Origin of the sequence: Algiphilus aromaticivorans DG1253, from assembly GCF_000733765.1 — a bacterium.
Lineage (GTDB): Bacteria > Pseudomonadota > Gammaproteobacteria > Nevskiales > Nevskiaceae > Algiphilus > Algiphilus aromaticivorans.
The window spans coordinates 3,711,942-3,735,701 of sequence record NZ_JPOG01000001.1 but is presented as its reverse complement, the minus strand read 5'-3'; the positions used below and the strand labels follow the sequence as shown (position 1 = coordinate 3,735,701).

The following is a 23,760-nucleotide window of genomic DNA, read 5'->3' as shown; positions in this document are numbered from 1 at the left end:
ATTGAATCAAGCGCTTGTTACATCCTCGCTGCACAGTAGCTGCAACGCAAAGCGACCGTCGGGATCCGTCCAGCTGCTGTGCACGCGCAGCCCGGCGCGCTGTGCCATTTCCGCGAAGCCCGTCTGCGTGTACTTGCAGCTGTATTCGACGAGGATGCCCTCGCCCTCGGCGAAGTCGAAGCGCTGCCCGGCCACCGTCACGCGCTGCGCACGCCGGCTGCGGATGCGCGTCTCGATACGGCCGGCCTCGGGGTTGTAGCGCGCCTCGTGCACGAAGCCGTCGAGGTCGAAGTCGGCGCCCAGCTCGCGGTTGATGCGGGTGAGCAGATTCAGCGTGAAGGCGGCGGTGACGCCGGCGGCGTCGTTGTAGGCGGCCTCGATCTCGGCCGGGTCCTTCTGCAGATCCACGCCCACCAGGGCCAGGCCGTCGGCGCCCATGTCCGCGCGCATCACAGCGAGCAGATCGACGGCATCCTCGGTCGCGAAGTTGCCCAGCGTCGAGCCCGGGAAGAAGACCAGCACCCGATCCGCCGCACGCTGCGGTGCGGGCAGCGTCAGCGGCTGGGTGAAATCGGCGCAGAGCGCGCGCATCTCGATGTCCGGAAAATCCGCCGCCAGCTCGGCGACGCTGGCCGCCAGCGCGCTGTAGGAGATCTCCACCGGCATATAGGCCACCGGCGCGTCGAGGGCATCGAGCAGCAGCCGCGTCTTGACGCCGCTGCCGCTGCCGTACTCCAGTACCAGCGCGCGCGGGCCGACGGCCTCGGCGATGGCCGCGCCCTCGCTCTGCAGGATGCCCAGCTCGGTGCGCGTCGGGTAGTACTCGGGCTGGTCGCAGATGCGCTCGAAGAGCTCCGAGCCGCGGGCGTCGTAGAGATACTTCGAGGGAATGCGCTTCTGCGCCCCGCTCAGGCCATCCAGAACATCGGCAGCGAAATCGGCGTCCGGCGCCGTCCGCGCAATGGGTGCGGCGCTTTCCTGAGAACCCATCAGAGATCCCTCGCCAGGCGCAGACCCTTGAACTGCCAGCGATCCGCCGGCGCGAAGAAATTGCGATAGCTGGCACGGATGTGATCGGCGGGCGTGGCCACCGAGCCGCCGCGCAGCACGAACTGCCCGCACATGAACTTGCCGTTGTACTCGCCCAGAGCACCCGGCAGCGGCTTGTAGCCCGGATAGCTGACGTAGGGGCTGGCCGTCCATTCCCAGACGTCGCCCCAGAGCTGCAGCAGGCCGTCGCCCGGCGTTGCTGCGCGCGGATGCAGAGCACCTTCGTAGAGCAGATTGCCGGCCACCGGCTGGCCCGCCGCCGCGCACTCCCATTCCGCTTCGGCCGGCAGGCGCATACCCGCCCAGTGGGCGAAGGCATCGGCCTCGAAGTAGCTGACGTGCACCACCGGCGCATTCGGGTCGAGGTCACGCCGACCGGCGAGGGTGAACTCGCTGGCCAGATCCTCCGACCAGTACAGCGGATGCCGCCAGCCGCGCGCCTGCACCGTTTCCCAGCCCTCGGACAGCCAGAGGGTGGGTGTTTCGTAGCCACCGTCGGCGATGAACTCGCGGAATTCGGCGTTGGTGACGAGGCGGTTGGCCAGCGCGTGCGGATGCAGCAGCGTGCGATGACGCGGCGTCTCGCAGTCGAAGGCGAAGCCGTCGCCGCCGTGGCCGATGTCGTGGATGCCCTCGGCGCCGGGAATGAAGTCCAGCGCGACCGCAGCACTCCGCGCGCTCGGACCGGTGTCGCGATAGGCCGGCTCCAGCGGATTGCAGGACAGCAGATGCTTGATGTCGGTGAGGATCAGCTCCTGATGCTGCTGCTCGTGATGCAGGCCCAGAGTGACGCGCTCGACGGTTTCGGCGTCGTCGTGGTCGGCGATGAGTGCAGCCATGCGCTCGTCGACGATGGCGCGGTAGCGCAGAACCTCGTCCAGCGACGGCCGGGTCAGCAGCCCGCGGTGCGGCCGCGCGTGCATCGGCCCCACCGACTGGTAGTAGGAATTGAAGAGGAAGTGCCAGTCGCGATTCACCGGTTCGTAGCCCGCATCGCGGCCGAGCAGGAACTGCTCGAAGAACCAGGTGGTGTGCGCCAGATGCCACTTCGTCGGGCTCGCCTCCGGCATGGACTGCACGCAGGCGTCCTCGGCCGACAGCGGCGCGGCCAGGGCCAGCGTCCTGCCGCGCACGCGGGCATAGGCGGCCTGCAGCTCTTCCGTGGTGCGCGGCGCGTGGGCCGTCGCGGTCTCCTTGCTCATTTCTGCGATCCGGTGGTGCCGGAGCTTTCGTGTGGATCGTCACGATACGATACCTGCAGCCGGGCGCGCGCCGGCTGTCCCGCCTTCGCCGCAGCCGAGCCAGTCCATGTCCGAAAACATCTTCGACCTGCCCGACAACCTCATCTACCTCAACAGCGCCGGACAGGGTGCGCGTCTGCACGCGGTCAACGACGCCGCGCGCAGCGCCCTAGCGTCGAGCGCGCGTCCCTGGGAGGGCGACATGGCCGACTGGTTCGGCGCCGTGGAGCATCTGCGCGAGCTGGCCGCTGCCACCTTCGGCACCGAGGCCGAAGCGCTGGCCTACGTGCCCTCGGCGAGCTACGGCATGGCCGTGGCGGCGCGCAATCTGCCGCTCGCCGAAGGCGATACGGTGGTGCTACTTGCCGGCGAATACCCTTCCAACCGCAGCGTCTGGCAGGTGGCGGCCGAGGCCACTGGGGCGCGCTGCATCGAGGTCCGCCCCGAAGCCGGAGAAAGCTGGACCGACGCCGTGCTGCGCGGCATCGATCCACATACCAAGGTCGTCAGCGCCCCGCCCTGCTTCTGGTGCGACGGCGCGCCACTGGATCTCTTCGCCATCCGCGAGCGCGCACACGCCCAGGGCGCGGCGCTGGTGGTCGACGCCAGCCAGGCACTGGGTGCCGTCAGCATGGATCTGGACGCACTGGGCGCCGATTTCGTCGTCTGCGTCGGCCACAAGTGGCTGCTCGGCGCCCACGGCCTGGGCTGGTTGTGGGCCGCGCCGCGCTGGCGCGCGCAGGGCGAGCCCATCGAGCAGACCTGGCTGGCGCGCGAGCTGCGCGGCGACTTCAACGCCATCGCCCAGCGCCTGCCGCCCTATCGCCCCGGCGCGGCGCGTTTCGACGCCGGCAGCAGTGCGCATCCGCTGCTCACGCCCATCGCCACCGCTGCCATGCAGCAGCTGCACGACTGGCGCATCGCCGAGGTCGAAGCCGCCCTGGGCGCACTGACGACGCATCTGCACGCACGCATGGAGGCCGCCGGCATGGGCGCGCTGATGCCGAACGGCCATCTGCCGCATCTCTGCGCCATCCGCCCGCCCGCCGAGCACCTGCAAGCCGCCGCCAACGCGCTGCGCGAGGCGGGCGTGGTGCTCTCCATCCGCGACGGCGCCCTGCGCGTGGCGCCACACCGCCACGTCACGACGCAGCAGCTGGACCGCGTCGTGGAAGTCCTGACTGCAGTGTTGTAGGACCGTGGATGAATGCGGCATAGACGTCGCCGAGACGCGGCAGGCACCGCCGTCACAAGACGCAGTTCGTCGCGCCGCTGCTGCCTTCTCTCGGGTAAGCAGGAATGGCGCTTCTATCCGGCTCTGCGCCCTGCTACATTCCGCAATCTCTAGACCCGTATTCGCCCGCGCATGAGCGAAACCAAACCGGAAGCCGAATTCGACGAGCTGCGTGAAAGCATCTCGACGCGTTTCCGTGATCAGCTGAAAAGCGCCGTCGAAGGCGCATTGCGCGCAGCGGACGACGTGCTCTTCGACTGGGCCTACACGCAGAGCCTGAAGAGCAAGACCACGCAGGACTGCATCGACCTGATGCGCATGCTGCGCCTGCGTCGCGAGAGCTTCGTCGAGACCTTCCTGGAGCACTTCGACCGCGGATCCCCCTCGCCCGAGGAGCAGCAGAAGGCCACCGTCGGCGAATTCAAGCTGGAGCTGAAATCGGACGAGCAGCAGGAGCTGGAATGCGCCGTGCAGAACTTCATCAGCACGGTCACCAATCATTCGGATTCGCTGCACGGTGACCTGCTGCGGCGGCTGGCCGTCATCGACCCGGAAGCCGACCCGCACGAGAAGAAGCCCAAGCGCGGGCTGTCCTGGCGCATGTCCACCGAGCACGTCGCGGAGACTTTCCGTGAGGCTGCCGGCCGGCTGGAGATGGAGCCGGGCATGCAGATCGTGCTCTTCAAGCTCTTCGAACGCTGTGCCACCCCGGCGCTGAGCGCGGGCTACGCCCTCATCGACCGCGACCTCACCGCCGCCGGCGTCGTCGCGCCGCGCGACGTCAACGACGACGAGGACGAGAAAGCCGCCGAGCAGGAAAGTCCCTACTCCTTCATGGAGCAGGCCGCGGCCGCCGCCCAGGCTGCCTCGCACTACAACACCCAGCCTTTCGGCGTCGGCCAGAGCGGTGTGACGCAGCAGTTCGCGCAGCAGCTAGCCGGCATGCCAGCCGCGCCCGGCCAATGGGGCGGCGGTCAGGGCGGCTTCGGTGGATCGCAGGTGCAGATGGCACAGCAGTTCGCTCAACTGCACAGCCAGCGGCTGGACCAGATGCTGGGCGGTTACGCCTCCATGGCGCCGTCGCGCGAGCAGGCCCGCAACGTGCTGCAGCCGATGGTGGTGCCGCTGATGCGGCTCTCCGCCGCACAGCCCGAGCTGCTCGCCGACCCACGCCACCGCATCCGCGGCCTGCTCGACCAGGTCGTCGCCGAAGGCGCCTCGCCAACGCGCGACGAGCACACCGCGCGCATCCTCGAAGAGCTGCAGGACGTCATTTCCCGCCTCGCCGATACCGTCGACCTGCCGCGCGACCTCGCGCACCAGCAGCGCCGCATCCCGGACGAGGAAGCCGTCAGCGAATCCCTCGGCGAAAGCCGCCGGCTGCGCAGCCAGCGCATGCTGGAGCGAGCCCGCCGCTTCGCCAGCGACGAGATCGAATATCTCATCTCCCGCCGCACCTTCGTCGCCGGCGGCAACGCCTGGATGCGCACGGTGATGGTTCCCTACCTGGCCTGGGTATGGGCTAGCAAGGGCGAGCGCACCCAGGCCATGCAGCAGGCACGCGGCCTGCTGGAAGACCTCGCGTCGCTGCTGGAACCCAAGGCCGCCATCGCCATGCACGAGGAGATGGAAGCCGTCATCGAGCGTGGCGCGCAGATGCTGCGCGGCGCCGGTGCCAAGCTCCCCGCCCTCAACCGCATCATGGTGCGGCTGCGCGAGCTCTACGCCAAGGCACGCGAAGCCGGCGTCTCCCTCGACGAGCTGATGGGCGACCAGCGCTTCCAGGACCGCGACGCCCCGGCGCCGCAGGCCATGGCAAGTGCCGACGCCGGCCAAGCGCCCACCGCCCCGTCAGAGGCAGGCGATGAGCCCGCCGCGGCCATCGAGGACAACGAGCCGGGCGGGCAGGACAGCTGGCTGGTCGGCCAGCTGCGCGTCGGCGACTGGTGGCGCATCGCCGTCAGCGAAGGCGACCGTCCTCTCTTCGCGCGCCTGGAAAGCAGCGCTCGCCGCGATGAGGACCTGCACTTCTCCCCCATCGATGACAGCGGCCTTGAGCGCATCGACTGGAATGCGCTGAGGGACTCCGTCATGGCCGGCCGCTCGCGGCCGCTGCACCCCTCACCCGGCTTCAGCACCTACATCCGCCGCCAGGCTGCCTGAAGCGCGCATCGACGCCGCTGCGCCGAAGCCGTGCGCAGCGCAGAATCAGCGCATGAGGATCAACGCCGACTTCCAACAACGCGCCGTGGTCCACGCCGGCGAGCTCGATTGGGTGGCATCGCCCATGCCCGGCGTCGAGCGCCGCATGCTCGACCGCGTCGGCGACGAAGTCGCCCGCGCCACCTCGCTAGTGCGCTACGCCCCAGGCAGCGCCTTCTCCGCCCACCGCCACGAACTGGGCGAAGAGTTCCTGGTGCTGGCGGGCGTCTTCCAGGACGAGTCCGGCGACTTCCCCGCCGGAACCTACGTACGCAACCCACCCGGCTCCGAGCACGTACCGGCTTCCGAGACCGGCTGCACCATCTTCGTCAAGCTGCGCCAGTTCCACCCCGACGACTGCAGCCAGGTAAGCGTTTTCCCGGTAGACATCGCTACGCACATGACGCCCACCCGTCCCGGCGTAACCGCCGCCACCCTGCACGCCGACAATCGCGAGCAGGTGCGCATCGAGCACTGGGAAGCCGACACCGCCGTGCGTCTGAAAGCCGAAGGCGGCATCGAGCTACTGCTACTGGAAGGCGACTGCATCGAATCCGGCGAAGCGCTAAGCAAGCACAGCTGGCTGCGCCTGCCACCGGGCGAGCCGCTGGCCGCCACGGCCGGGGCGAATGGCTGCCGCGTGTGGATCAAGAGTGGCGGATTGGCCGACGTCGTCTAATTGTCTGCGTGCAGGAGCCGTAAGGCGAATATGTGCCAAAAGCGGTCTTCCGGAAGCACCGGTCGAAATGGGCCATGGTCGATCCCCGATTACCCTACTACTCCTCGGGATCTCAAGGTCTTCGACCACCACCTCGAGCTCGGGCCCGGCGGGCGCGTGGTTGCCTTCGGCGCGGGTCACGATGTAGCAGGGCTGCCGGGCATATTCCTGCGCCCGGATTTCTCAGCCACCGCATCCCGCCGCCCAATGGCCGAAAGCAGGCGGTACCCGCTGGCTTGTCGCAGACGGTTGGCGCGAAAGCGCTGCCTCAATCGCTCGCGTCGCGGTGCTCGCTGTCGGCGGTTGCCAGTGCCGCTTCGAGCTTCTGCACCAGCGGCGGCGGGAAGCTGCGTCGCAGCAGGTAGGTCGTGGCCCGCTCCCGGCTGCCCGCGATATCCCGGTACACCACTTCCGAGCGCCCCAGATTCCGCATGGAGGCCGGCACGATGCTCAGGCCGTAGCCGGCCGCGACCAGCCCGATGATGGTCTGCATCTGCACGGCGACCTGCGCGAAGCGCAGCCGGTCCGGCTCGGTTGCCAGCGCGCGGGCGATCTTCTTCTGGAGGCCGGGCGCGCGCTCCGAGGGAAAGCCGACCATCGGCTCGCGGAGAATCCCCTCGGGGCTCAGCGCTTCTTCGCTGCGCGCAAGCGGATGCCGGCGCGGCAGGCAAACGCTCAGCGCCTCGTCCCATAACGGGACCGCAAGCAGCGGTTCGATACCCTGCACCTCGATGGCGATGCCGACATCGAGCTTGCCCGCGTGCAGGCCGGCAAGCTGATCGACCAGCGTCTGTTCGCTGAGCAGGACCGACACCTCGGGCTTGTCTTGCTGAAAGCTTGCCAGGCGCGCCAGGAGCGGGCCGTAGAGCGCCGTGCTCACGAAACCCATGCGAATCTCGCCGACCGTGCCTTCCGCCACGCGCCGGGCGGATGCCACCGCCTCGTCCAGGCCCTGCACGGCTTCGGCCGCCCTGCTCGCGAAGCACCGACCGGCGGCCGTGATCCGGATGCCCCGGCCCCGCTTCTCGATCAGGGCGAAGCCGAGGCGCTCCTCCAGCTCGCGGATCGTCCGCGTGAGCGGTGGCTGGGAGACATGCAGCCGCTGCGCGGCGCGGCCGATGTGCGCTTCCTCTGCCACCACGCCGAAACAGCGGATGTGGCGAAGCGTGATCGCTGGATCCATACCGAAAACTTTATATATTGCAACCTAGATAGTATTGGAAGGTATCGGTCCGCATGTCCAGTCTTCATGGCCCACGCCATGGAGAAATCGCGATGTCCCTCAACCGCCACAGCCGCAAGGTCACCCAGCCCGCCTCGCAGGGGGCGGCGCAGGCCATTCTCTGCGGAACCGGCCTGACGCCGGATCAGCTCGGAAAGGCGCAAGTCGGCATCGGCACCGTCTGGTACGACGGCAGCACCTGCAATCAGCATCTGCTGGACTTCGCGACACGGGTCCGCGAGGCGGTTGCCGGTGCGGACATGGTCGGCATGCGCTTCGTCGCCGCCGGCGTGAACGACGCCATCGCGATGGGCAGGGAGGCGATGCGCTACTCGCTGCCATCGCGCGACCTCATCGCGGACTCCATGGAGACGGTGATGTGCGCGCACGGCTACGACGCCCTCGTGGCCATCCCCGGATGCGACAAGAATCTCCCGGGCTCCCTCATGGCGATCGCGCGAATGAACCGGCCCGCGATGGTGCTCTTCGGCGGGCACATCGCGCCCGGCCGCCTGGACGGGCGGGATGTCGACGTCATCAGCGCCTTCCAGGCCTATGGCGAGCTGGTCCGGGGAAGCATCGACGAAGGCCGCCACCGTGCCATCGTGCGCAGCGCCTGCCCGGGGGCCGGTGCCTGCGGCGGCATGTACACGGCCAGCACCATGGCGATGGTCATCGAGACGCTGGGCTTCTGCCTGCCGGGAAGCTCCTCCGCGCCGGCGCTGAGCGACGACAAGCGCCGCGAGTGCGACCGGGTCGGCGAGACCATCCGCAGCGTGATGACGGACGGCCCGCTGCCCCGCGACCTCTTGACGCCGGCAAGCCTGCGCAATGCGCTGGCAGTGGTCATGGCCATGGGCGGCTCGACGAATGCGGTGCTGCATCTGCTGGCCATCGCGCACAGCGCCGGCGTGCCGCTGTCGCTGGAGGATGTGCACGCCGTCGCCGAGTCCGTGCCGGTGCTTGCCGACATGAAGCCAGCCGGGCGCTTCGTCATGGCCGATGTGCACCGCATCGGCGGCACACCGGCCGTCCTCAGGCACCTGATCGCGCGTGGCCTCGTCAACGGGGACACGCCCACCATCACCGGCAGGTCACTGGCCGAGAACGTCGCGGCGGCGCCCGAGCTGGGCGCCGACCAGGAGGTGGTGCGCCTCAGCGCGCCCTTCATCCGGGATCGCGGCCATATCCACGTGCTGCGCGGAAATTTCGCGCCGGGCGGTGCCATCGCCAAGGTCGGCCACGGCATCCCGGACGCTTTCACCGGCCCGGCCAGGGTCTTCGAAACCGAGCAGGCCATGCTCGACGGCCTCTCCGAGGGCGCGATCGTCGAGGGCGACGTGGTGGTCATCCGCAATCAGGGCCCGCGCGGCGGCCCCGGCATGCCGGAAATGCTCACCCCCAGCGCGGCGCTGGCCGGCGCGGGGCTGGCCGGCCGGGTCGCCCTGGTGACCGACGGCCGCTTCTCCGGAGGATCACACGGCCTGCTGATCGGCCATGTGGTCCCGGAAGCCTACGACCACGGGCCGATCGCAAGGCTGCAGAGCGGCGACACCGTGACGATCGACCTGCGCAACAACCGCATCGACTGCGCTGCCCTCGACGAGCGCGGGGAAGCGCCCCATCGGCCGGCTTCGCCGGAGCGCCTCACGGGCATGCTGGCGCACTATCGGGAAACCGTGGCGGTTGCCTCCATGGGCTGCATTCGCTAGCGGGCCGGAAGCGCGAAGCCTCCCTCGGTGCCTACTGCGTCTCGCCGAACTGCAGGTAGTTGCCCACCGCCGTCAGAAGGGCGTCCCACTCCTTCGGCGCCACCGAATCGACCGGGTCGTTGCCGAAACGGACGCCGACCATGTTCAGGGACGGCGCCACGCTGACGCGCTGGTGCCCGTACCCCGCGGCCGTGTAGTTGCCGGACTCGACGCCGCCCCAGTGCGGCCACATGTAGCCGCGCGGGCCGCCGCCGTTGGCCTTGTCGTAGTTGTGCGAGGCTTCCACCCAGGCCTCCGGCACGATTTGCAGCCCGTCGAAGGTGCGCCCGCCGTTGCGGAAGATCTCGCCGAAGCGGAGCATGTCCCGCGGCGTGGCCATCAGCCCCATCGACGCGAAGGTGTTGCCCAGGCGGTCGACCGCGACCAGCGCATCGTCCTGCATGCCCGCGGGCCGCCAGATCTTCTCCGACAGAATCTCCGCATAGGGTCGGTCGTAGACGTTCTCCAGCAGCCACGCCAGCATCTGCGCATCGCCGCTGTTGTAGCGGTAGAACTCGCCCGGCTCGGAGACGCGCGTCAACCGCAGCAGGTACTCGTCGCGGGTCATCCCGAACAGGCCGTTGGTGTGGAAGTCCGCGCCCATCAGCACGAGCTGCTCGGGCTGGTGCACGGGCACATCCACCCAGTAGGTGCCGGACTCCATCTGCAGCAGATCCTCGACGGTCACGCCTTCCCAGACCGTGTCGGCTGCATCCGGGATGTACTTCTTGATGGGGTCGTGAATCGAGTCGACCAGGCCCTCCGAAACGGCGATGCCCACCAGCGCCGTCGTCACCGACTTCGTCACCGACCACATATGCGCCCGGGTGTCGGGGTTGTAGCCGTTCTGGTAGTCCTCGTAGATGAACTGGCCGTTGTGCATGAACCCGATCGCGTTCGTCGTGCCGCTCTGCATGAACTCGTCGACCGTGCGCGTGCGGCCGTTTACCTCATAGGTGATCTGACCGAGGTCGACCTTGGCTTCCGGAAGCGCCGGGCCGGAAGGCGCGGCTTTCACCACCTGCGTCGGCAGGATCACGATCACCGTCGTCGCATCCACCGGCAGCAACAGGATGGAGGCCTCGCCATCCGCCAGGTCCTGCGCCAGGCGCGTCGCCTGCTCGCCGCCCAGCAACAGCTCCAGGCGCGCCTGCAGCAGGTCCAGCAGCGGCCCGACGGCGGGCAGGGCGTCGTTCGGCGTCGCATACAGCCGCCCGACATGCATCGCGACCACATCGCCCAGCCCATTGGGCAGGGTCGTGATGGCGTTCTGCACCGTTTCGAGATCGGTCGGCAGCGAAAGCAGGCCAGCCCGCTCGACCATGTGCGCCAGCTCCTGCGCGAGGATCACGCCCTCATTCGGCGGCTCGGCCCCCGTGTCGTCCGGCCCCTGAACGTCAGCCTGACTCTGGTCCCCGGATGAGCCGCACGCCACAAGCGCCAACGACACGACAAATACGCCGGCAAGACGGCGCCAGACGGATGCCTCCATGAACTCTCCCCCGGGCTGTTGTAACCCCACTGTAATGCCGGCAAGTATGGCCAAAAGCCGCCGCTGGCTTCTACTCCGTTTGTGGGAGCTTCACGGCCTTGAGCCATTTGCTGCCGTCACCCAGCTGGCCGGTCTTGGAGGTTGCGCCACGGCGTAGCTCTCTTGCCGTCAGCGCGCTCCTTGACGGCTTTGTGCCAATAAGTGGACTTCTGTCTAACGCCGCATTCACCGGCTTGTCCGGTGCAATGCATTGTTAGGCCTGTTTTTCCTCGACTTTTTCACTTTCTATTAAAAATCCAAGAAGAGCATTGTTAAAGACCTCAGGCTGATCCATCAGCGGCAGGTGCCCAGCGTTCGGAATGCTACAAAACCTCGCATTACGCATAACCTCAGCCGCGGCTTTGCCATGTTCAACAGAAAATAATTGATCATTCTCCCCCCAAATAATCAGAGTATCTTTTACTATCTGACGAAGCGAATTTTCTGACATTTCTGACACAGCCGCCCCTCGACCCTGGCGAAACGCATTCTTACCGCCCTTACTCTTAATAATTTCGACGGAATAGTGCGCATGATTGGAATCTCTTTTCTCGGGATTGAACAATATAAATCTCGAGTAGAATCGATTAGCCAGAGAAGACGGGAAACTGTTCAGCCAAAGCATACCCAAAAAAGAAGCAAAAGAAGGCTGAGCACCAAGTGCACCAGAATCAGCCAGAACGAGCTTGTCGACCATTTCAGGATTATCCAGAACGAACTGGAGGGCAATTGCCCCTCCCTGAGACAAGCCCACAATATGTGCTTTAGGGATATTTACTGCCAACAGGAAGCCCTTTAACCAGTTGGAAAAATAAGCGCGATCATAGGCTCCCTCAGGCTTATCGGATTCACCGTAACCAACTATGTCAGGAGCAATCACGTGGAAATGCTGTGATACAGCCCCAATGGACGGATACCAAGTCACCGCCCCTGCTCCGGCTCCATGTAGAAAAATCAGAGGTTGACCAGAGCCGGAGGATAAGTAGGCCGTTTTAACCAAACCAACCATAACATTGCTTTGAGTGACAGATGTTTCGATTTTATCTATCAAAGCTTGCCGGTAGTGTTTGCTAGTCATTTTATTACAACCTTAAGTAGATCCGAGAATGCGCTTAACCTTTTTTGGTCGAGTGAATCAAATAGCGTGACCGAAGCATGGTCGAACGAAATTTGCGCATCTTCAATAAGTTTTTTCCCAGCCTCTGAAAGAGCGACCAGGCTAACCCTGGCATCACGAGGATTTTCTTCTTTTATAATAAGACCTATTTTTTCCATAGGGTTTAGAAGACGGGTAACGCCGGACGGGCTTAAACCTACTTTCTCCGCAAGATCGCTACGCCGAATTTTCTGATTTGTAGCGACACATAGCTGATTTAGAACAAGATATTCTGATAGACCAATACCGTGCGGAGAAAGTGCGGCGCCAATCCTTCTCTGAATTTTGCTTTGCATATTGATGATGCTTATCACCAATCCAGCTTCTACATTTTTCGACACGAGCACCTCTTTGCGTACTCCTTGAGCTCGCAACTATACACCGGAATAATTGCGAGTTCAAGTATTGCGCAATCATTTCAAGCTAAACAGCGCAGCCTAACGGCGGCGCTCAGCCGCGCGGAAACCGCCCAGCGGTTCCGCGTCGCACTGCAGCGCATTGTTATGCATTGGACTCTTCCTCACCGCGGATGGAACACGCTGCATAGAGGCGCCGCTCCCGGCCCCGCAAGACTGTCGCAGCGGCTGCGAACCCCGCGAATGCGAGGCCGACGCAAAACATTCCGAGTGCGCGTTCGACGCGAACAATGGCCGCGAGCAAAAGACCACTGTAGGCACCCCCGGGCTCAACACCGACAATCCAAAGGTGTACGGCTTCCATCAACGTGAGCCCAGCCGGATCTGCCAACTGGGCAGCAACCTGTAGCTGCGCGCCCGCGAAAACGAGGAAGAACGCGGGAAGCAGCCATAGCGCCCACTTCGCCAGAAATGGGTGGCGGGTCAAATGTCACCTGCCGCGATTTGTTCGGCGTCACCTTCACCAGACTCACAGGCCGGAATCGCCAAAGCTAAACTGAACTCTGTAGGCAAGCAGTTTCAAGTTCGGAAATACGGATGCCGCGTAGCGCGCTCCTTCGGGGAATCCACTTGCGATGAGGAGACCTCTGCAATCCTTTCCATCTAGCTTTCTGAACCACCCGAGATATCGTGCAATTTGCCCCACGGACGAATCTTTCGCCTCCCCGACCTTGAGTTCAATCACGACCCGGTTTCCGCTGGAATCACGGGCCAATATGTCTATTCGGCCTACCTCTGTCACAAATTGCCGCGCAACGAACTCCAAGCCCCTTTCAATCAACTCAAGGTTGTTGACAAGATGGTCTTCGATGTCTCGTTCTAACCCAATAGAAGCCTCGACGAGTTCGGCTGTTCCGGACGATTCGTCTTCGCCTTCAGTTGGTTCCCATTCATTCGGGCCATGCTTCTCTTCCGCATAAATCTCAAACGTTCCATCCGAGTTCTTGTACAGAAACTTTTGAGCATTAGGATGATGAATGTAACCCTTCGGGTTGTTGACCGCGCAGCCGTACAGATGAGCCTGCAAAGTTGATCTTTGCCATTTGCCAGGATACGCCGACATCACAGCGGCTTTGATCTCGTCCGAAGTGGCGGGCCTACTCATTGGCTCAAGGACTTCCCGAATTGCACGCGCCATTGTCGTCAAAATTTAGCTCTCCCTTTCCTGTGACGCCGAACAGTGCATAGACCGCGCGCTCGTTGAAGCAATCATGTTGCGCGCTTCATAAGTCCGCCGCGCGGGACGGCCTGTAGGCATAACGAAGTCAATGGAATCATAGTTTTGTGCTGCAACGATGGTCTCGTCCATGCATTCGCGTGACCGCTTCATTTCGCACTTAGTCATCACGCGCTCCTCGGACGGTTCATACCCCTCCGGACCATGGCTACGCCGCCAACGATCGGGGGCTCAGGCGCATCGACTCGCCGTGGACGTCCGGTTCGGGCTGTAAGCCGACAATGCCACAAGCCGACTCGCGCGTAACACTCCAACACTCGCTCCACCGGCGCCCTTACCATTCGTGCCCGCTGATCACATCATTCCGAACTGGATACCGACCATCGATCCGCAGGGCCAGCGGCTCGCCTGCCGCCGGTGCATCACTCAGGCTGGGGCGCTGGGCGTGGATGTGCAGGTGGGGCTCGGAGCTGTTGCCGGAGTTGCCGACTTCGCCGAGCAGCGCGCCCTTGCTGACGGACTGGCCTTGCTCGACCTGCACCGTCCCATGACGCAGGTGGGCGAATACCAGTTCGACATCGCCACAGCGCAGCAGGACATGGTTGCCCAGCATCCGGTCCCGGTTCATTCGGGGCACGCGGTTGTCCGGCAGCGCGTCTTCCGCGCTGGTAACGGTGCCGGCGCAGGGGGCGTGGAGGGGCCGCCCGAAGATGACGTAGCGCGCCGGGTCCGGCGGCAGCAGGCCGTCGACGCGCAGGCCGAGCTTGTTGATGGCCAGCAGGTCGATGGCATAGCTCTGGCCGCGCCAGTCGGCGAAGCGCGGCACATCGGGGTTGAGCGTCTTGAGATGGACGTTGATGAGCTCGCGCGAGCCGCCGTGCGCGACGAGGTAGCGGCCCGGCCCCATGGGGTTGGGGATATCGACGATCTCGCCCGGCGATGGGCTTCTGCCGGCCAGGGCGGTGACGCTGGCCCATCCTCCGACTGCCGCTAGCGCGAGTCCGCAGATCAGGGGGACCCAGCTTGTGCCTGTCGGCCATAGCGGCGATATGCGAGCGGATCGCGCGAGATGGCGGACGACGGCTACAAGCCAAAGGGCCGCGAACAGCCAAGGCGTCCACCACGGTGGCAGCGCCCACAGCGCTACCAGGCCAAGGGCGAGCAGGACGAGGCCGACGCCGAGTAGCTGGAATGCGTATGCGAGAAGACTCTTCGCCGGGAGGAAAGCCAGCCAGGCGATCAGCAGCAGCGGCAGGCCGACCTGGAAGGCCACGAAGATCACGCAGCACCCTCGGGGTAACGGATGGCGGTGACTTCGGCGCGGAAGAAGGGGAAGTAGTCCGGCGTGTCGAACATGTTGCCGGCCTCTACCCGGTACGGCAGGCAGTAGCCGTCCTTGGTGCGGAAGTCGGAGAGGTAGCCGCCGAAGGGCTGGCGGCGCCAGACCTTTTCGGGATTGGCGTTGCTCCAGCGCTGGAAAGCGACAACTTTCGGGCAGCCGTTCTCTGCGACGGTGACGTCGACGACCTGCTCCAGCTCGCCACTGGTGACGGTGACGCGTGCCGTATTATCGTCGACGGCTTCCCAGCGCACGCCCGGGCCGGGTAGCAGCGAGGCCGGCGCCCAGAAGACGGCCTCGGCAACGAAGCGGCCGTAAGCGGCCAGCGCGTGATCCGGCCCGCCGCCCAGCCGCGCGACCGGGACGATGCCGAGAATGCGGAAGCGCGTCCATCGGCCGGTGTCGGAGCCGGATATGCACATGCCGCCATGCAAGCGCACGCGCCAGACGAAGCCGTGGGGCACGGCAAGAATCTGCTCGGCGTGCATGGGCTGGTAGTCGGGCTTAGCCTGGCTGCCCAGGCTGAAGCTGCCGGCCATGGCGATCTCGACCACGCTGTGCAGGGGCACGCCGGGTGCGATGACGTAGCCGAAGTAGCGCCGTGCGGGCTCCGGCAGGTGCGCGATCTGCGCCGGGTCGAAAGTCTTGCCGGCCGGGGTTTGCTTTGCCACCAGCCGGCGCCATTCGGCGCGGTCGGCGCGGGCGTCCAGGAGCCGCAGGGCAAGTCCGGCCAGCAGTAGGAGCGCGAGCAGCGCGAGTCCGAAAGCGAGGATGAGCATATTCGCGACCTTGAACTCCCTGACGCGTGGCGCGATTGCAGCCGGGAAGAGGTGGAGCGGGCGCCACCTTCCACACGGAATCTACAGATGTGCGGGCGGGGCCGCCACGACCGGGACGGCCGCACCAGACGCCCGGGGTGGCACGGGGTACGGCGGCGAGCGGCCTCCAGAACGACAACGGCGGCACCGATGGCGCCGCCGTTGGGTTTTCTAGAGCCTGCCGCGCAGCGGCCTTGCGGCCGCCACGCGTTGGGCTTGCTTCAGCTCAGGTCGAAGCGGTCCAGCCGCATGACCTTGGTCCAGGCGTCGACGAAGTCCTGCACAAACTTATCGTTGGCATCGTCGGCGGCGTAGACCTCGGCGACGGCGCGCAGCTCGGAGTTGGAGCCGAAGATGAGGTCGACCGGCGTGGCGGTCCACTTCTGCTCGCCGCTGGCGCGGTCGCGGCCGATGTAGACGCCGTCGGCGCCGTCGGCCTTGCTCCACTCGGTCTGCATGCTGAGCAGGTTGACGAAGAAGTCGTTGCTCAGCTGGCCGGGCTCGTCGGTGAATACGCCGTGGTCGGCGCCGCCGGTGTTGGCATCCAGCGCCCGCATGCCGCCAACCAGCACCGTCATCTCGGGCACGGTCAGGGTCAGCAGATCGGCGCGCTCGACGAGCATCTCGGCGGGCGAACGCTCGTTGTCGTCGCCGAAGTAGTTGCGGAAGCCGTCCGCGGTGGGCTCCAGCTCGGCGAAGGAGTCGGCGTCGGTCTGCTCGGCGCTGGCGTCGACGCGGCCGGGCTCGACGGGCACCTCGATGTCGTGACCAGAATCAGCCGCGGCCTTTTCGATGGCCGCAGCACCGCCGATAACGATGGTGTCCGCCAGCGAGACGCGCTTCCTGCTGCCCAGGTCGTCGTTGAAGTCGGCGCGGATTTCCTCGAGACGGTTCAGCACCTTCTGCAGCTCGTCCGGGTTGTTCGCCGGCCAGTCCTTCTGCGGGGCGAGACGGACGCGTGCGCCGTTGGCGCCGCCACGCATGTCGCTGCCGCGGTAGCTGGCGGCGGATGCCCAGGCGGTGCGGACCAGCTCCGGAACGCTCAGGCCAGAATCAAGGATGGCGGCCTTCAGGCGCTTGATGTCCTTGTCGCTGATGACCTTGTAGTCGGCCTCGGGCAGCGGGTCCTGCCAGATCAGCTGCTCCTCCGGCACGTTGTCACCCACGTAGCGGGCGCGCGGGCCCATGTCGCGGTGGGTGAGCTTGAACCAGGCGCGGGCGAAGGCGTCCTCGAACGCCTCGGGGTTCTCCATGAAGCGCTTGGAGATCTTGCGGTACTCGGGGTCCTTCTTCAGCGCGATGTCCGTGGTCAGCATGATCGGCGCGTTGCGCTTGCCTTCGACGTGGGCGTCGGCGACCGTGGCATCCAATGCACCGTCCTTGGCCTCCCACTGCTTGGCACCGGCGGGGCTCTCCGTCAGCTCCCACTCGTGGTTGAAGAGGTTGGTCAGATAGAGGTGCGTCCAGCGCGTGGGCGACTGTGTCCAGGCGCCTTCCAGGCCGCTGGTGACGGTGTCTTCGGCATTACCCTTGCCGCACTCGTTCTTCCAGCCCAGGCCCTGCTCCTCGATGTCGGCAGCCGCCGGCTCGGGGCCGACGCAGTCGCCCGGGTCGTGGGCGCCGTGCACCTTGCCGAAGGTGTGGCCGCCGGCGATCAGCGCGACGGTCTCTTCGTCATTCATCGCCATGTGACCGAAGGCCTGGCGGATCTGCTTGGCGGAGGCCAGCGGGTCCGGATTGCCACCGGGGCCTTCCGGATTGACGTATATCAGCCCCATGTGGGTGGCACCCAGGCGCTTGTCCAGGTTGCCCTCATCGTCATGGCGGTCGCTGCCCATCATCTCCATCTCGGGGCCCCAGTAGACGAGGTCCGGCTCCCAGTCGTCGGCGCGGCCACCGGCGAAGCCGAAGGTCTTGAGGCCCATGTCCTCCATGGCGACATTGCCGGTCAGCACCATGAGGTCGGCCCAGGAGAGGTTGCGGCCATACTTCTGCTTGACCGGCCAGAGCAGCCGGCGCGCCTTGTCGAGGTTGGCGTTGTCCGGCCAGCTGTTGAGCGGGTCGAAACGCTGCTGGCCGCCGCCGGCGCCGCCGCGTCCGTCGGAGGTGCGATAGGTGCCGGCGCTGTGCCACGCCATACGGATCATGAGCGGGCCGTAGTGCCCCCAGTCCGCCGGCCACCAGTCCTTCGAGTCGGTAAGGGTCTCGCGGATGTCGGCCTTGACGGCGTCAACATCCAGCTTGGCGAAGGCCTCGGCGTAGTCGAAGTCCTCGCCGTAGGGATTGGACGAGGCGTCGTGGTCGCGCAGCGGGGACAGATCCAGCTGCTCCGGCCACCAGAAGGAATTGGGTTTCGGCTCGGCCTGCGCTACAGCCAGCCCTGAAAACATCGCGGCTTGTCCGCCCAGCAGGGCCGCCGTCAGTACGGATATCGCTTTTCTAGTCATAACCACGCTCCCCATTCGCACGTTGGAGCGTTGAGTCTATCGATTAAAAAATAGGCGCCAGCTATACCTACACAAAGCTTCAGGCTATGAGGCACCCGAGCAGTGGCTCCGCTGGAGGCCGCTGCGCTTTCAGCGCGCGCGGCGAAGGGAACACAGCCCTGAGCTGCGTGGTGCATTACCCCAGATCTAGCGCGCCCGGCCGGATTCGACGAAGAGCCCATGGAGGGGCTCTTCGCACGACCGAAGGGAGCCCGAAGGGCGAGGGCCAAGGATGGCCCGAGTAACCTGCGACAACGTCGCAGGTGAGAATCCGGCCACTCTGCGTACGAGAAGGAATTGGCGCGCCCGGCAGGATTCGAACCTGCGACCTTCGGCTTCGGAGGCCGACACTCTATCCAGCTGAGCTACGGGCGCGTAGGGCGGACATGATACAGACTGGCCGCCGGCGGGCACAGGCTCAGTCGGTGCTCTCCAGCGTCTCGACGAAGCCGATCACGCGGCCATCGTCGTCATGCAGCGATTGAAGGGAGATCCGCTGCATGCGGATGTGGCCTTGGCCATCGCTGCGCTTCACGCGGTCACGCACGCAGCCGTGGCGGCGGGCCAGGCGCATAAGCTCGGTGGGCAGACCACGCTCTCGCTCGTCTTCGCTGAACAGGCCGGCATAATCGAGCTGGCCGCGGGAAGGCGGCGCGGCCAGCCGGCCATCGAGATCCATGCGGCCCGCGCAAGCGGCGCGCGACGTGCCATTCGGGGCCACGGGCGGCACCCCGCGCATGGGGTCATGGGCTTCCTGCCTCGGTCGTTGCATCCCTGCTCTCAGCGCCTGTCGAAGTGAACGCGGATCTCGGCCGGCGCTGCCGGAACCGCTTGCCTATCATGCGGCGATGCCACGGGTTACCGAAAGTCGGAAAAAGTCGACACTTCCCGAAAAGAACTGTCCGGTCTGCCGCAGGCCTTTCGCCTGGCGTCGCAAGTGGGCAAGGGACTGGGAGGCGGTGCGCTATTGCTCGGAGCGCTGCAGCCGCAACCGCGGGGCGGCCCATGGCTGAGCCGCGCCGGCTGCTCGTCGTACTGGGCGACCAGCTCGACGCGAATGCACCGCTGCTGCACAACGCCGATCCGGCCCGCGACGCCATCTGGATGTGCGAGTGCGCCTTCGAGGCGGACAAGGTCTGGTCGCACAAGGCGCGCATCACGCTCTTCTTCGCCGCGATGCGGCACTTCGCGGAGGCGTTGCGTGCGCGCGGTTGGACGGTGCACTACCGACACATCGGCGAGCACGCGCACAACCGCCTCGGCGAGGCGCTGGCCGAGGATCTGCGCGCGCTGAAGCCGGCTACCGTGGCGATGACCGAGGCCGGCGAGTGGGATGTCGCCAGCGAGGTCGCGGCGACGGTGGATGCCGCCGGTCTGTCGCTGGAAACGCGGGAGGACGAGCACTTCCTCTGCAGCCGCGCCGCCTTCGCCGACTGGCTGGCTGACCGCAAGCAGCCGCGCATGGAGCACTTCTACCGTGTCATGCGACGCGAGAGCGGGCTGCTGATGGAAGGTTTGGAGCCCGCCGGCGGGCGCTGGAACTTCGACGCCGACAACCGCGCCAGCTTCGGCAAGGATGGCCCGGGCGCGCTGCCGCAGCCCGTCAGCTTCGCGCCGGATACCCTGACGCAGCAGGCGATCGCCGATGTCGAGACCCACTTTGGCGGACACCCGGGGTCGCTGGACAACTTTGACTGGCCGGTGACGCCGGATCTGGCGCAGGCCGCGCTCGCGGACTTCATCACGCATCGCCTGCCGCATTTCGGCGACTACCAGGACGCCATGTGGACGGGCGCGCCCTGGCTGTACCACGCCCGCATCGCGGCGGCGCTGAACCTGAAGCTGCTCGACCCGCGCGAGGCCTGTGCGGCGGCCGAGTCCGCCTGGCGCGACGGCCACGCGCCGCTGAACGCCGTCGAGGGCTTCGTGCGCCAGATCCTAGGCTGGCGCGAGTACGTGCGCGGGCTGTACTGGGCGCGCATGCCGGGCTATCGCGAAGCGAACGCGCTGGAAGCCGATGCGCCACTGCCCGCCTTCTACTGGAGCGGCGACACCAGCATGAACTGCCTGCGTGAAACCGTCGGTGACACGCTGGAGAACGGCTACGCCCACCACATCCAGCGACTGATGGTCACCGGCCTTTATGCGCTGCTGCTGGGCGTGCGACCGGGCGCCATCCACGCCTGGTATCTGGCCATCTACGTCGACGCTGTGGAGTGGGTGGAGCTGCCCAATGTCCTCGGAATGAGCCAGTGGGCCGACGGCGGCGTCATGGCCTCCAAGCCCTATGTCGCCTCCGGGAAGTACATCCAGCGCATGTCGAATTACTGCGACGGCTGCCGCTACCGGCCCGACACCGCTACGGGCCCGAAGGCCTGCCCCTTCACGACGCTGTACTGGGATTTTCTCGATCGCCACGAGAACCGCTTTGCGGGACACCCGCGGCTGAAGATGCAGATCAACAATCTGCGCCGGAAGGGCGATGAGGCACGCACGGCGATCCGGGAAGCGGCCGACGCCCACCGCGCCAACCCGGACGCGGCCTGAGGCTCAGGCCGCCTGCGCCGGCCGGGCCAGCAGATCGCGCAGGGCCGGCTCCAGCTCCGGGTACTCGAACTCGAAGCCGGCCTCCTGCGTGCGCTTGGGCAGCACGCGCTGCCCCGTGGTGAGCAATTCGGCCATGTCGCCGAGGGCGAGCTTGAGCGCAAAGGCCGGCGTCGGCATGAAGCTGGGCCGGCCCATGACGCGGCCGAGGGTGCGGGCAAAGTCACGCTGCGTCAGCGGATTCGGTGCCGTGCCGTTGAAGGCGCCGGAGGCTGCATCGTTCTCGACCAGGAAAGCGAAGAGCTGGACCAGATCATGGCGGTGGATCCAGCTCCACCACTGCCGGCCCGAGCCCATCGGGCCGCCGATTCCAAACTTGAAGGGCGTCAGCATCTGCTGCAGGCCGCCGCCCTCCGGATGCAGCACCAGGCCGATGCGCACCCGCGCCACGCGCGCTCCGAAATCCTCGGCGCGGCAGGCCTCGGCCTCCCAGGCAGCGCAGATATCCAGCCCGCCCTGCAGCTTGGCGGACGGCGGATCGTTTTCGGTGACGATCTCGTCGCCGCGCGCGCCGTAGAAGCCGATGGCCGAGGCCGATACCAACCGCTGCACGCCGGCCGTGCGCAGGGCCTCGGTTAGCCGCTGCGTGACATTCAGCCGGCTCTCCAGGAAGCGCTGCTTGCGCTTCACCGTCCAGCGCCCGGAGCCAAGATTCTCGCCGGCCAGATTGATGGCGGCGTCGACGCCCGTGGCCTCCTCCGGCGTAGCCACAACCTCGGCGCCGTCGGGAAGGAGCGCGCGCGCAGCCTCAGGATCGCGCGACCAAACTACGACCTCGTGCTCGCGCGCCATCAGATGCTGCGTCAAAGGCCGACCGATAAAGCCGGTACCGCCGGTGATCAGGATGCGCATGGGGGATTCCTTTGGGATGCGTTGGATGACGAATGCGGGAGCGGGATGGCCTGCACAGCCTGCGGGCTGACAGCAAATAGTTGATCGCCGGGCTCGGGCGCGGCTTCCATGCCGCCGGTGAAGCTGCCGAAGGCCGGCAGCACCGCAAAGCCGGCGCGCGTCCAGAAGACGGGCTGGCTTAGCGCATCACCCATGCCGCGCAGCACCGTCACCGGATGCCAGTGTCCGGCAATGCCGTAACCCTCGGTCAACTCCTCCGGCTCGTGCAGGAAAACGAAGGGTGGCGCTGTTATGCGTTCGGCAACCGAAGTGTCGAGATCGGCCGGCAGCTGCGCACCGGAGTCGTCGTTGCCCAGTGCGACCTCGAAGTGCGTGTCTTTGTAGCGCTGGCGCAGACCGCGCAGAGCGTCCAACCATGCCTCGTTGTCACGCGCGAGCGGGTGCACGGGATTGCCGCAGAAGATAAGCCGCTGCGGGCGGTAGTCATCGAGCAGATCAGCGATCTCCTCAATATCGGCGGCCGTGTGCAGGCCGGCGGCGTCACGGCTGCGCAGCAGCGCGCCTTTGCCCAGATGCACGTCGGCCAGCGCCAGCACGCCGCCACCCGGCCAGTAGAGCGCGCGGCGAGAATCGAGCATGACCGGCTCGCCGGCCAGCGTGATAGGCAGCGCTGCGCTCATATCCGCGCTCTCAGGCGACAGAACACGCGCGCCGGGTCATGCTTCTGGGCCAAGCCTTCCTCCTGCGCCTGGGCAGTGAGCAGGTATTCCGGATCGTAGCGCGACAACCCGTCTGAGATCAGACCACTGGAGGCCCACGCCTGCTTCACGCACTCGCCCGCGCCGCCCACGCGCCCGTAGCACGCTGCGAAGCGCACACCGGACTCGCTCGTCTCCAAAGGCACCGAATCGGTCATCAATCTATGATGCCCGGCCGCCCCGCCGTGTCCGACCCTCGTCGAAGTCCGCCGTGCCCGCCGTCGAACGCCAACACGCCCTGCTCGCCGCCCTTGGAGCCTTCGGGATCTGGGGGCTCTTCCCGCTGTACTGGAAGGCACTGGCGCACGTGCCGGCGCTGGAAGTCGCCGCGCACCGGCTGTTCTGGAGCTTCGTCTTCGTCGTCGCTTTCCTGCTGCTGCGCGGGCAGCTGCGCAATCTGACGACGCTGAGCCGCCGCCAATGGCTGTGGCTGGCCGCCTCGGGCGGGGTGATCTCGGCGAACTGGGGCATCTACGTCTGGGCCGTGGCGGCCGAGCGCGTGGTCGAGGCCAGCCTGGGCTATTTCATCTCGCCGCTGATGTCGGTGGCCCTCGGCGTGATCGTGCTCGGCGAGCGCCTGGAGCCGCTGCGCTGGATGGCGGTCGGCCTGGCCGCAGCCGGCGTGGTCTGGCTGACGACGCGCGCCGGCGGCCTGCCCTGGGTGGCGCTGGTGCTGGCGACAAGCTTCGCGCTCTACGGTCTGGTGCGTAAACGGCTGGATGTCGACGCCGTCACCGGCCTGGCCGCCGAAACCTGTCTCTGGGCCGTACCGGCGCTGGCAATGGTGGTCTGGCTGAGCGGGCCGGCCGAGCGCGGCGCGGTCGACTGGTTGCTGCTTGCCGGTGGCGGCGCCGTCACCGCGCTGCCGCTGGCGCTCTACGCACTGGCCGCGCGCGGCATGCCGCTGGCCAGCCTCGGCCTGCTGCAGTACATGGCGCCCACCACGCAGCTGCTGCTGGGCGTGCTGCTCTTCGGCGAACCCTTCGACGGCGCCCGCGCGATCGGCTTCGGCATGATCTGGGCGGCGCTGGCGATTCATCTGTGGCGGAGCCTGCGGCCGCGAGCAAGCTGAGCGCGGCGGGTTCTACCCCATCAATACGGACATTCATTCGCGCTCGACTCGCGTGTAGCGTTAACCGCCTGTGCCGCTCATGCTCCCGCTACCGCCGAGCCACTCGAATCGCGTCGGGCCGAAAGGCAAAATC

General features: G+C 66.3%; 21 protein-coding genes and 1 tRNA gene. 7 read left to right on the top strand and 15 right to left on the bottom strand.

All coding sequences use genetic code 11. The features are described 5' to 3' along the window. Window positions 1-6: 6 nt before the first annotated feature. Together egtD and egtB are read right to left on the bottom strand one after the other, a co-directional pair. Window positions 7-990 carry an L-histidine N(alpha)-methyltransferase gene (gene egtD, locus U743_RS17390; RefSeq protein WP_043770244.1) on the bottom strand — a complete coding sequence of 328 codons (984 nt, stop codon included), beginning with the start codon at window positions 988-990 and terminating at the stop codon, window positions 7-9. Beyond that, window positions 990-2,252 (bottom strand): ergothioneine biosynthesis protein EgtB, encoded by a 1,263-nt coding sequence (gene egtB / locus U743_RS17385; protein ID WP_043770242.1) that lies wholly within the window; start codon window positions 2,250-2,252, stop codon window positions 990-992. Before egtB ends, egtD begins: the two co-directional genes overlap by 1 nt. Before the next feature lie 106 nt (window positions 2,253-2,358). Between egtB and U743_RS17380 the strand changes: the two genes are divergently transcribed. The 3 genes from U743_RS17380 (at window position 2,359) to U743_RS17370 (ending at window position 6,406) form a co-directional block, all read left to right on the top strand. Then, window positions 2,359-3,486, top strand: coding sequence for an aminotransferase class V-fold PLP-dependent enzyme (locus U743_RS17380; RefSeq protein ID WP_052368349.1), 1,128 nt, complete (start codon window positions 2,359-2,361; stop codon window positions 3,484-3,486). Between the two features lie 171 nt (window positions 3,487-3,657). Continuing rightward, complete coding sequence (locus U743_RS17375; RefSeq protein WP_043770240.1) at window positions 3,658-5,688, top strand: DUF1631 family protein; 2,031 nt, start codon at window positions 3,658-3,660, stop codon at window positions 5,686-5,688. A 52-nt stretch (window positions 5,689-5,740) separates the two neighbouring features. Then, a complete protein-coding gene (locus tag U743_RS17370; RefSeq protein ID WP_043770238.1) occupies window positions 5,741-6,406 on the top strand; it encodes a cupin domain-containing protein in 666 nt (221 codons plus the stop codon). Window positions 6,407-6,713: 307 nt separating this feature from the next. On the opposite strand, the gene U743_RS17365 is transcribed toward U743_RS17370, so the two are convergent. After that, complete coding sequence (locus U743_RS17365) at window positions 6,714-7,628, bottom strand: LysR family transcriptional regulator (RefSeq protein WP_052368348.1); 915 nt, start codon at window positions 7,626-7,628, stop codon at window positions 6,714-6,716. Window positions 7,629-7,720: 92 nt separating this feature from the next. On the opposite strand from U743_RS17365, the gene U743_RS17360 reads away from it, so the two are divergent. Next, the gene (locus U743_RS17360; protein WP_043770236.1) at window positions 7,721-9,379 is read left to right on the top strand and encodes a dihydroxy-acid dehydratase; all 1,659 of its coding nucleotides are present in this window, start codon (window positions 7,721-7,723) and stop codon (window positions 9,377-9,379) included. Between the two features lie 31 nt (window positions 9,380-9,410). Here U743_RS17360 and U743_RS18415 read toward each other — a convergent pair whose 3' ends face one another. From U743_RS18415 to U743_RS17320, 9 genes are all read right to left on the bottom strand, one after another. Next, window positions 9,411-10,910: a serine hydrolase domain-containing protein gene (locus tag U743_RS18415; protein WP_052368347.1), complete on the bottom strand. Its 1,500-nt coding sequence runs from the start codon at window positions 10,908-10,910 to the stop codon at window positions 9,411-9,413. A gap of 253 nt (window positions 10,911-11,163) precedes the next feature. Then, window positions 11,164-12,027, bottom strand: coding sequence for an alpha/beta fold hydrolase (locus U743_RS18950; protein WP_084191649.1), 864 nt, complete (start codon window positions 12,025-12,027; stop codon window positions 11,164-11,166). Further along, window positions 12,024-12,446 (bottom strand): MarR family winged helix-turn-helix transcriptional regulator, encoded by a 423-nt coding sequence (locus U743_RS18945; protein WP_198022105.1) that lies wholly within the window; start codon window positions 12,444-12,446, stop codon window positions 12,024-12,026. The genes U743_RS18950 and U743_RS18945 overlap by 4 nt, the downstream gene beginning before the upstream one ends. A 544-nt stretch (window positions 12,447-12,990) precedes the next feature. After that, the gene (locus U743_RS17345) at window positions 12,991-13,659 is read right to left on the bottom strand and encodes an endonuclease NucS domain-containing protein (RefSeq protein WP_232226851.1); all 669 of its coding nucleotides are present in this window, start codon (window positions 13,657-13,659) and stop codon (window positions 12,991-12,993) included. A 373-nt stretch (window positions 13,660-14,032) separates the two neighbouring features. Beyond that, window positions 14,033-14,980 (bottom strand): M23 family metallopeptidase, encoded by a 948-nt coding sequence (locus U743_RS17340; protein WP_043770229.1) that lies wholly within the window; start codon window positions 14,978-14,980, stop codon window positions 14,033-14,035. Beyond that, on the bottom strand, window positions 14,977-15,816 hold the full coding sequence (locus tag U743_RS17335; RefSeq protein WP_043770226.1) for a DUF6544 family protein: 840 nt from the start codon (window positions 15,814-15,816) through the stop codon (window positions 14,977-14,979). Before U743_RS17335 ends, U743_RS17340 begins: the two co-directional genes overlap by 4 nt. A 260-nt stretch (window positions 15,817-16,076) precedes the next feature. Then, the gene (katG, locus tag U743_RS17330) at window positions 16,077-18,302 is read right to left on the bottom strand and encodes a catalase/peroxidase HPI (protein WP_043770224.1); all 2,226 of its coding nucleotides are present in this window, start codon (window positions 18,300-18,302) and stop codon (window positions 16,077-16,079) included. A 337-nt stretch (window positions 18,303-18,639) separates the two neighbouring features. Further along, window positions 18,640-18,716 (bottom strand) — tRNA-Arg (locus U743_RS17325). A 43-nt stretch (window positions 18,717-18,759) separates the two neighbouring features. Then, a complete protein-coding gene (locus U743_RS17320; protein ID WP_156966497.1) occupies window positions 18,760-19,020 on the bottom strand; it encodes a hypothetical protein in 261 nt (86 codons plus the stop codon). A 169-nt stretch (window positions 19,021-19,189) separates the two neighbouring features. On the opposite strand from U743_RS17320, the gene U743_RS19820 reads away from it, so the two are divergent. Together U743_RS19820 and U743_RS17315 are read left to right on the top strand one after the other, a co-directional pair. Further along, a complete protein-coding gene (locus U743_RS19820; RefSeq protein WP_084191647.1) occupies window positions 19,190-19,354 on the top strand; it encodes a DUF2256 domain-containing protein in 165 nt (54 codons plus the stop codon). Continuing rightward, complete coding sequence (locus U743_RS17315; RefSeq protein WP_043770221.1) at window positions 19,347-20,888, top strand: cryptochrome/photolyase family protein; 1,542 nt, start codon at window positions 19,347-19,349, stop codon at window positions 20,886-20,888. The genes U743_RS19820 and U743_RS17315 overlap by 8 nt, the downstream gene beginning before the upstream one ends. A 3-nt stretch (window positions 20,889-20,891) precedes the next feature. Here U743_RS17315 and U743_RS17310 read toward each other — a convergent pair whose 3' ends face one another. The 3 genes from U743_RS17310 to U743_RS17300 are packed head-to-tail and all read right to left on the bottom strand — an operon-like array spanning window position 20,892 to window position 22,713. Continuing rightward, window positions 20,892-21,797, bottom strand: a complete 906-nt coding sequence (locus tag U743_RS17310; protein ID WP_043770219.1) for a TIGR01777 family oxidoreductase — start codon at window positions 21,795-21,797, stop codon at window positions 20,892-20,894. Next, the gene (gene pdeM, locus U743_RS17305) at window positions 21,785-22,477 is read right to left on the bottom strand and encodes a ligase-associated DNA damage response endonuclease PdeM (RefSeq protein WP_052368346.1); all 693 of its coding nucleotides are present in this window, start codon (window positions 22,475-22,477) and stop codon (window positions 21,785-21,787) included. The genes U743_RS17310 and pdeM overlap by 13 nt, the downstream gene beginning before the upstream one ends. Beyond that, window positions 22,474-22,713 (bottom strand): hypothetical protein, encoded by a 240-nt coding sequence (locus U743_RS17300; protein WP_043770217.1) that lies wholly within the window; start codon window positions 22,711-22,713, stop codon window positions 22,474-22,476. Before U743_RS17300 ends, pdeM begins: the two co-directional genes overlap by 4 nt. A gap of 53 nt (window positions 22,714-22,766) precedes the next feature. Between U743_RS17300 and rarD the strand changes: the two genes are divergently transcribed. Beyond that, window positions 22,767-23,627: an EamA family transporter RarD gene (gene rarD / locus U743_RS17295; RefSeq protein WP_043770215.1), complete on the top strand. Its 861-nt coding sequence runs from the start codon at window positions 22,767-22,769 to the stop codon at window positions 23,625-23,627. Window positions 23,628-23,760: the final 133 nt, after the last annotated feature.